The sequence below is a fragment of the Williamsia herbipolensis genome, assembly GCF_036153515.1.
In the GTDB taxonomy this organism is placed as follows: domain Bacteria; phylum Actinomycetota; class Actinomycetes; order Mycobacteriales; family Mycobacteriaceae; genus Williamsia_A; species Williamsia_A herbipolensis.
The window spans coordinates 1626002-1634320 of the sequence record NZ_CP108021.1 but is presented as its reverse complement, the minus strand read 5'-3'; the positions used below and the strand labels follow the sequence as shown (position 1 = coordinate 1634320).

The following is an 8319-nucleotide window of genomic DNA, read 5'->3' as shown; positions in this document are numbered from 1 at the left end:
CCGGTCAGGCGTCGCGACCGCCCGGGGAGTCCGACGGCGTCAGCGGCAGGGCGAGGGGTGCGTCGCCCGATAGGTCGGGTCGAGTGCGTCGAGCACGATCCACACCGCGCGGGCATCGCTCGTCATCTGCATGTGGTCGACCTGTCGCGTTCCGCAGCCGTCCTGTACCCAGGTGTTGCGGACCGTCGCGCCCGGCCCGGCACGCAGGAAGGTGCGTTCGGGCGGGGTGACCACCGTGTCGTCGCGGGTGCCGCCCACGACGTAGCGGATCCCGGGTCGGGTGTCGCCGCCGGCGTTGAGCCGATCGAGGAACGGTGACCCCACCATCTGCTCGACATACGACGGGCCGACGGTGGTGGCGGCGAGGCGCACCACCGGGATACCGAGCATCTCGCCGATGGCGCCGATGGTCTGGTTGAGGTCGAACGTGGTGCCGTGGTTGGTGCCCGCCAACGTGACCACCGTGTTCACGGTGTTGCGGGCGGGGTCGCCCGGGGCACCGCCGTCGAACTTCAGGTATTGCCGGATGACGAGTGCGCCCTGCGAGTGGCCGACCATGTCGACGCGCGCGCTGCCGGTCTCGCGGCGCAAGCGGTCGACGAAGCGCGCCAACGTGGTGGCCGAGCGGGTGATGGTGTCGCCACCCACGAGGTCCATCAGGTTCTCGGTGCTGCCGGCCGCGTGTCGGCCGTAGTCGATCGCGAACACGCAGTAGCCCTGACCGGCGAGTGCCGGCGCGAGGGTCTGCCAGGTCTGCGCCGAATCGGTCCAGGTCCCGTGCACCAGGATCACCGGGCGCGGATGTGCGGGTGCGGGCCGACACGAGGGGGAGTTGTACCCACCGGTCGTGGGGGTCACCGGGGCCGGGGCCGCGCCGGCGGAACCGATCGCACCGAGCGGTGCAGCGATCGTCAGCAGGGCGATCACGAGGAGTCGGGACACGCGCACACGATCCATTGCGAGGCTCACACGCCTCATCAGTACCTCCAGCAACATCAGCCCCAACCGACATCGAGGCTACCGACACGGGGGAGAGCTGCCCACCGACGGCCCGGTGGTGCGTCGTTTCGCTACCGGATGGTTGCCGGGGTGTGATGTGGCGTCCGGCCGGACATCCCGGTCCCGTCAGGCCGCGGGCTTGGTGACCTCGAGGAGCCGACGGGGCGTGTCGGTGCCCAGGAGTCGGTGGGTGTCGAGGTCGTAGCGCTCGAACGACACGGTGTTCGTCTGGTGTGTCCAGCCGCGTCCGTGGACGCGGGTCAGTCCGCGTGACATGCCGAGGAAGCCACGGACGCCGTAGCGCAGGCGGCCGATCTCGGCCGATGCGGTCTTCCTGCCGAAATGGTTGAGGAAGCTGCGTTCGGTGGCGACCACCGACATGCCCGCGGTGCGCAGCCGCATGCAGAGGTCGACATCGGCACCCCAGGCGAATCGGCCGAAGGTGCGTTCGTCGAGTTCGCCGATCCGGATGAACGCGTCGCGGGTCAGCAGCAGGCCGGTGCCGTCCACCACCCGCAGGTCGCGGTAGACGTCGCGAGGTGTGTAGTCGGCCGCATCCCCGGTGTGTTCGGACAGCAACGCCGGATGCGCGCCGCGATCGTCGTAGACGCCGCACACCGCCCCGACGCCGTCGGGCAGTCGCTCGTCGAGCAACCCGTCGAAGTAGCCCCGCGAGAGGCGTGTGTCGTTGTTCAACGTCACCGCGTTGCGGTACCCCTCGGCGAACGCGGTGCGGAATCCCAGATTCGATCCACCGGCCCATCCCAGGTTGGTCCCGGGTGTGACGACCCGCTCGCCGCCGAGGGGCCGGTAGTCGCCACGATTGTCGATGATGACGAAATCCACGCCCTCACGGTCGAGATCTCCGATGAGGGCATGGGTGTACTCGATCTGACCGAACACCGGCACACACACCAGCAGTGGTCTGTTCACACGCCGATCATCGCCGTGATGAGAGGGCTGCGAGGACGTTTTCGCCTCGGGTGATGCATGTTCGGCTCACCCGGCATCACGATGCCTAGTGGGCGCCTGCGGGAACCGGGTCGGCCTTGAACACCATGCGGGGCGTCTCGGTGCGCAGGACCGAGTGGTCGTCGAGACTGCGGACCTCGAAACGCTGGGTGACGACGTCGTTGCGCCACTTGTTGCCGTAGAGCTTCTTGAGGCCGCGGGCCATCTCCTTGCCGCCGAAGAACTGGTAGCGGCGGCGTCCGGCGACGGCATCGGCGGTCTTGCGACCGAAGTGGTTGAGGAAGCTCCGCTCGGTCGCGTAGATGCCGAAGCCGGCGGCGCGCAGCCGCATGCACAGGTCGAGATCGGCGCCCCATCCGAAGCGTCCGAAGCTGCGCTCGTCGAGTCCGCCCGTCGCCACGAACGCATCGCGGGTGAGCATCAGCGCCGTGCCGTCGACGGCGGGCAGTCGGCGGTAGGCGTCACGCGGTGTGTAGTCCTGCGCCGGACCCTCGTAGTCGGCGAGCAGGGCCGGGTGGGCGCCGGCGTCGTCGTAGAGGCCCACGACCGCGCCCGCGTCGGAGGGGAGGCGGTCGTCGAGCAGCCCGTCGAAGTAGCCGTGCGAGAGCCGGACGTCGTTGTTCAGGGTCATCGCGGCGTCGTAGCCCTCGACGAACGCCGTCCGCAGACCGAGGTTGGAACCGCCGGCCCAGCCGGTGTTGTGACCCGGTGTGACCACCCGCTCGTCACCGACCGGTTCGTAGTCACCCTTGTTGTCGACGATCAGATAGTCGGCCTTCTCCTGCTCGAGGTCTTCCACCAGAGCGTGGGTGTACTCGATCTGGCCGTACACGGGAACGGTCACAAGGAGAGACTTCGACATATTGCACATTGTTTCGTACATGCGCACCGTAAGTGTTGCAAATTAGCAATGTTCATCTGAACAGGCGAAGAAACCTTGACGTCTCACAACCGTTCGAAGCCGGCGAGCATCCCGGTGTACCGCTTGGCGGGGGGTCGCGAGTACTCGCCACTGGCCGGTCCGGGGAACCCGGCGACCGGGACGAGAGCCTCGGCCAGGCGCACGGCGGCCGCGACACCGTCGATCACCGGTGCCCCGATCTTCGCCGAGATGCGTGCGGCCAGGTCGGCCATCCCGCCGCACCCCAGGACGACCGACTCCGAACCGTCGTCGGTGAGAGCACGCGCGCAGGCATCGGTGAGGACGGCCTCGGTGTCGGGGTCGGTCTCGAGCTCGAGAACCGGGATGTCGCAGGCGTGCAGGCCACGGCACAGGCCGGCGACCCCGTACCGATGGGTCAGCTCGTCGGCGCGACCGATGGTCCGCGACAGCGTGGTCACCACCGAGAAACCGCCGCCGACGAGGGCGGCCAGAGCCATGGCGGCCTGTGCGATGCCCAGTACCGGCGCGTCGGCGATCTCGCGGGCCGCGTCGAGGCCCGGGTCGCCGAAACACGCCAGCACGTAGGCGTCGCACGGCGTCTCGGCGACGCGATCGGCGGTGATGGCCGCGAGCACACCCGGCACCGCCAGGGCCTCGTCGTAGTGGCTCTCGATCGACGCCGGGCCCATCGACGAGGTGACCCCGACGATCTCGGTGCCCGATCCGGCGGCCGCCTGCGCGGCGCGGACCATCAGATCGGTCATCGACGTGGTGGTGTTCGGGTTGATCAGGCAGATCCGCATGTACTGGAGTCTGCTCCCTCAGGCCGACACGTCGGCGGCGGGTGCGGCCGACGCCACCGGCGCGGGCGGGTTGTCGTGGATGAAGCTCGGCGGCAGCAGACGCATCCCCAGCGAGTAGATCGCGAAGCCGAGCCCGGCACCGACGAACCAGGTGTAGCTCGCCATGTAGGTGGTGCCCTCGATGACGATCGCGATGCCCGCGGCCGCGGCCACGACGGTGGCGATGACGGCCACCGGGTTCACGCCACTGCGGAACCAGTACCGCCCGGTCGGCGACATGCTGAACAGGTCGTCGACGACGATCTGCTTCTTCTTCACCAGGTAGAAGTCGGCGATGAGCACGCCGAACAGCGGTCCGATGACCGCGCCGAGGGTGTCGAGTGTGTAGTGGATCGCCGAGGGGTTGTTGAACAGGTTCCACGGGGTGATCAGCACCGAACCGATCGCGGCGATCATGCCGCCCATGCGCCAGGTGATCTTCGTCGGCGCCACGTTGGAGAAGTCGAACGCGGGGGAGACGAAGTTCGCGACGATGTTGATGCCGATGGTCGCGATGGCGAAGGTCAGCACGCCCAGGACCGCAGCGGTGGTGTTGTCGATGCGGTCGACGATGTGCACCGGGTCGGTGATGATGTTGCCGTCGCTGTCGCGGCCGATGACCGTGGCGCCGGCGGAGACCGTGCAGACCACGAGGATCGAGAAGAACAGGAAGTTCACCGGCAGTCCGAGGAAGTTGCCCTTCTTCACGTCGGCGAAGGTGCGTCCGTAGCGGGAGAAGTCGCCGAAGTTCAGCATCGGTCCGGAGAAGTACGACACCACCAGGGCGATCGCACTGATCAGCGCCGTGATCGACGCCCAACCGCTCTTGTTCGGGCCCGACGAGAGATCGAAGTGCACGTTGCTCCAGCCGGCCTTGTAGATCAGGTAGCCGGCGAGGATCACCATCACGACGTAGACCGCTGGTCCGCAGAAGTCGATGAACTTGCGGATGGTCTCCATGCCGTTCCAGAACACGATCGCCTGCAGCACCCACATCAGGACGAACCCGCCCCAACCGAGCAGCGACAGGCCGAGGAAGCCGTAGTCGTCGACCGAGTCGAACCTCGCCAGCGACGGCCAGAACTTCAGGGCCAGCAGGCCGAACGCGACCGACGCGAGGTAGGTCTGGATGCCGTACCAGGCGACGGCGATGAGGCCGCGCAGGATGGCGGGGAGGTTGGCGCCGCGTACGCCGAAGGCGATGCGGGTGGTCACCGGGTAGGGCACACCTGCCTGCTGGGAGGGGCGGGCCACGAGGTTGCACAGGAAATACACCATGAAGATGCCGACGAGCAGTGCGATGAGCACCTGCCACGCCGAGATGCCCAGTGCGAACAGGCTTCCCGCGAACACGTAGCCGCCGACGCTGTGCACGTCCGACATCCAGAACGCGAAGATGTTGTAGGAGGTCCAGTGCTGCTTCTTCAGCGGCGCGAGGTCTTCGTTGGTGAGGTTCTGGTGGTAGCCGATCTTGATGACGCTCTCACCGGCCGCGCTGGTGCGCGTCGGTTCGACCACCGCATTCGTTGTCCCGACGTCGGTCATGGCATCTCCTGGATTCGTGGAATTCCACTGAGGTTAGGGCCGCGTTATTTCTGACGGGTTACTTCGAGAGTATATTTTCGCCGGCCGCGTCGGCCGGTGTCATCGCTGGTCGGCGGTGTCCGGATCGCCTGCGGTGCCGACGATCATCGTCTCCAGTCGTGCGTGGTGGTCGCCGGCGGCGGCGAGCAACGAGGCGGTGTCCCGCTGCGCCATCGCCGTCATCATGGCCTGGTGGTCGGCGTGCAGACGTGTCTGCATCTGCGGGGTCGCGGTCCGCATGAGTTGGAACGGTTCGGTGATGTTCCAGGTCGACTCGAACATGTTGATGAGGCGGTGCATTCCGCACGGCGCGATCAGCGCCTGGTGGAAGCGGCGCGAATTGACCTGGTAGGCACGAAGATCCGCGGTCATTGTCGCCTCGAGGAGGGCATCGTTGGCCGCGCGTGCGGCGTCGAGGTCGTCGGCGGTCGCCCGCTCGATCGCCCGCCCCAGTGCCGCCCGCTCGAGAACGCCTCGTACGTAATAGATCTCGCGGAGCTCGTCGCCGGTCAGCTGGGCGACGAAGTATCCGCCGTTCGTCTCGTGTCCCACCAGGCCCTCGCCGACGAGCGTCTTGAGCGCCTCGCGGACCGGGATGGGGCTGACGCCGAAGACTCCCGCGACCTCACCGACCGGGATCGGTGACCCGGGCACCGCGACACCGTCGAGGATGACCCGCCGCAACCCGTCGAGGACGCTCGCCTGCGAGGGCCCCGTCGGGATGGCCGACAGAGCATCGAGCAACACGATGTGGCGCCCTCGTCCCGGCAGCATCTGCGCTCCTCCCGTCGCGACGACCACCCCGCCGCACACACGACGATTGTCGCAACTCCCGCCGTCGGTCGCCGGGTGAAGCGGGTGCTACTTAGGGGTCACCCAGCAGGTGATGTCCGCTGGGGATGCCGTTCGTGCTCGTGGGGTGGGTGCCGGACTCTACTTCGGCGTCACCCAGCAGGTGATGTCACAGTGCACGACCTCGAGGCCGGCCTTGTCGGTGATGGCGATGGCGACCACGACGTCGGCTCCGCTGCCGATGGTCGCGGGATCGATCGGCTCGTCGAGGGTGGCCACGGCCCGCAGCCCGGTGGTCGCCTTGGCGAGGTACTGCGACTGCATGCCCTTGGGCAGCCAGCGCAGACCGTCAGGCACGGTGGCCTCCATCAGCATGCCCATGGCGCACTCGGCGAGGTTGCAGGCGGCGATGGCGTGGAAGGTGCCGATGTGGTTGTGCACGCCGAACCACTTGGGCGCGGTGACGACGCAGCGTCCCGGGGACAGCTCCTTCACCGAGGGGAGGATGGTGCCGAAGTAGGGGACGCGCGCGACCATGCCGAGCGAGAACACGGCGGCGCCGATCGCGTTCTGCGGCAGCCGGCGCCACAGCGCGTAGGTCGGGTTCGTGCTCGCGGGGCGGGGGGTGGTGGAGGCCTCGGTCATGGCCGACACCGTACCGCTCACCGCGGAGGGCACGTGGCCGTCGGTGCGATGCCGGCGCCGTCGAGCGCGCTGCGCGCGTGAGCCCGTCCGAGGTCGAGGTCGGTCCACCGCCCGGTGTGCGCGACGTCGGCGGCGATGGCGGCGAGTGCGCAGTCGCGCACCGGTCGCGGCAGGTGCAGCAGTTCCTCGGTCGCGTCGGGTGACAGTCCGGCGAGGTAGTCGATGTCGATGCGGCCGGTGTCGGCGAAGCGGTCGACGTTCGTCGCGGCGATGCGGGCATCGGGGTTCGACACCGCGAAGGCCAGGGCGGCGCCGATCGTCACCGCAGCGATGATCCGGGGCAGGTGTCGGGTCCGGAGCCCGACGCCCGCGGCCATGAGCACGACCACCACGGCCGCGAACCACCATTCGACGGCGCTCGCCCCGACTCGCAGCCGGGTTGCACCGAACGCCTCGGTGTAGAGGTCCATGCGGTGCAGTGCCGAGGCGACGACGGCCAGCGTCGCGAGGCACAGTCCGCCGAGGATCCCCCGGGCGAGGGCCCGCTCGGTGCGGGTGTCGCGGGCGCTGCGGCGCCACGCGACCGAGACCACGACGATGGTGAGGGCCGTGACGACGAACAGCTGCCAGAAGCCCGAGCGGGCGTAGTCGGCGTAGGTGAGCCCGGCGGTGGTCTGGACGTAGTCGTCGCCCCCGAACAGCGACGGGGCCTGGGTGAGGAGGAAGGCGACGCTGATTCCCAGGACCGTGCCCGCGGGGACGGCCCACATCCAGGTGTCGCCCAGTGGGCGCGGTGCCGCCGGTCGATGCGGTGACCGCGGCCGCACCCAGCGCAGGTGGGCACCGACCGCGACGACGAGTGCCGCCGCGAGCCCCACCACGACCTGCGGCCCGACGCTCACCGGGCCGAGGTCGGGGGTGACGTCGTCGAGGAGGTCGGCGAACCTCGTGTCGGCGGTCGCGAACAGGGCGCCGAAGACCACGGCCAGCACGACCGTCAGTGCGGCGACGGCCGCGACTCCGCGGACGTTGTCGATACGTCGCCCGGCCCGCGCGTCGGCCACGGTGCGCGACACCCACCACACGGCCTGCGGCGCGAACACGATCGGCAGGACCGCTCCCAATGCCGTCTCCCGCACAGACCGCGCGTCGACCACCACCGCGAGAGCGGTGACGACGGCGAGCGCGAGGCACGTCGCGCTCACCCACCCGGCGCTGCGCCACGCCGCCACCGACAGCAGGGCCACGACCGCGACGACGGCGAGGATGCCGGCGACCGAGGGGCGACGCGGCGATCCGACCAGCACCGCGGCGATGACCGTGATGCCGATGAGCGGCACCCCGATCCCCGAGGCCTGCGACGGCATCGACACCGCCGCCGCGATGGCGGTGAGGACCACCACGACGAGCACGCGGCGTGGGGCGGCGACCGGGGTGTCGGGCTCGGTGTCGACCATCCACCACCGCGTGTCGTCGTACGGTTCGTCTCCCCACGGCAGGCCCGGCGAGGGCGGCGTCGTGTCGGGCTGGACTGATTCGGGCATGGGGGTATCGCCTCTCGTCGAACGGGTGTGGTGTGCGCCGGGCGGCGCGGTCTCAGGA

Annotated in this window: 8 protein-coding genes; all 8 read right to left on the bottom strand. The window is 69.1% G+C overall.

Features of this window, described 5'->3' with window-relative positions; translation table 11 throughout:
• Window positions 1-39: 39 nt before the first annotated feature.
• The gene (locus OG579_RS07435) at window positions 40-942 is read right to left on the bottom strand and encodes an esterase/lipase family protein (protein ID WP_328858617.1); all 903 of its coding nucleotides are present in this window, start codon (window positions 940-942) and stop codon (window positions 40-42) included.
• A gap of 183 nt (window positions 943-1125) precedes the next feature.
• Window positions 1126-1932, bottom strand: a complete 807-nt coding sequence (locus tag OG579_RS07430) for a glycosyltransferase family protein (protein ID WP_328858616.1) — start codon at window positions 1930-1932, stop codon at window positions 1126-1128.
• Window positions 1933-2017: 85 nt separating this feature from the next.
• Complete coding sequence (locus OG579_RS07425) at window positions 2018-2815, bottom strand: glycosyltransferase family protein (protein ID WP_408068761.1); 798 nt, start codon at window positions 2813-2815, stop codon at window positions 2018-2020.
• A gap of 101 nt (window positions 2816-2916) precedes the next feature.
• Complete coding sequence (locus OG579_RS07420) at window positions 2917-3657, bottom strand: aspartate/glutamate racemase family protein (protein WP_328858614.1); 741 nt, start codon at window positions 3655-3657, stop codon at window positions 2917-2919.
• A gap of 18 nt (window positions 3658-3675) precedes the next feature.
• Window positions 3676-5241 carry an NCS1 family nucleobase:cation symporter-1 gene (locus tag OG579_RS07415; RefSeq protein ID WP_328858613.1) on the bottom strand — a complete coding sequence of 522 codons (1566 nt, stop codon included), beginning with the start codon at window positions 5239-5241 and terminating at the stop codon, window positions 3676-3678.
• A gap of 99 nt (window positions 5242-5340) precedes the next feature.
• Entirely contained in the window at window positions 5341-6054 is a 714-nt protein-coding gene (locus tag OG579_RS07410; RefSeq protein WP_328858612.1) for a GntR family transcriptional regulator, read from the bottom strand.
• Between the two features lie 159 nt (window positions 6055-6213).
• Entirely contained in the window at window positions 6214-6717 is a 504-nt protein-coding gene (locus OG579_RS07405; RefSeq protein ID WP_328858611.1) for a hotdog fold domain-containing protein, read from the bottom strand.
• Between the two features lie 17 nt (window positions 6718-6734).
• Window positions 6735-8261, bottom strand: a complete 1527-nt coding sequence (locus tag OG579_RS07400; RefSeq protein WP_328858610.1) for a DUF4153 domain-containing protein — start codon at window positions 8259-8261, stop codon at window positions 6735-6737.
• Between the last annotated feature and the right edge of the window lie 58 nt (window positions 8262-8319).

Excerpts from the sequence above, each read along its gene's own strand:
- OG579_RS07410 (WP_328858612.1), bottom strand. The coding sequence starts at position 6,054 with ATGCTGCCGGGACGAGGGCGCCACATCGTGTTGCTCGATGCTCTGTCG.
- OG579_RS07415 (WP_328858613.1), bottom strand. The coding sequence starts at position 5,241 with ATGACCGACGTCGGGACAACGAATGCGGTGGTCGAACCGACGCGCACC.
- OG579_RS07405 (WP_328858611.1), bottom strand. The coding sequence starts at position 6,717 with ATGACCGAGGCCTCCACCACCCCCCGCCCCGCGAGCACGAACCCGACC.
- OG579_RS07400 (WP_328858610.1), bottom strand. The coding sequence starts at position 8,261 with ATGCCCGAATCAGTCCAGCCCGACACGACGCCGCCCTCGCCGGGCCTG.
- OG579_RS07420 (WP_328858614.1), bottom strand. The coding sequence starts at position 3,657 with ATGCGGATCTGCCTGATCAACCCGAACACCACCACGTCGATGACCGAT.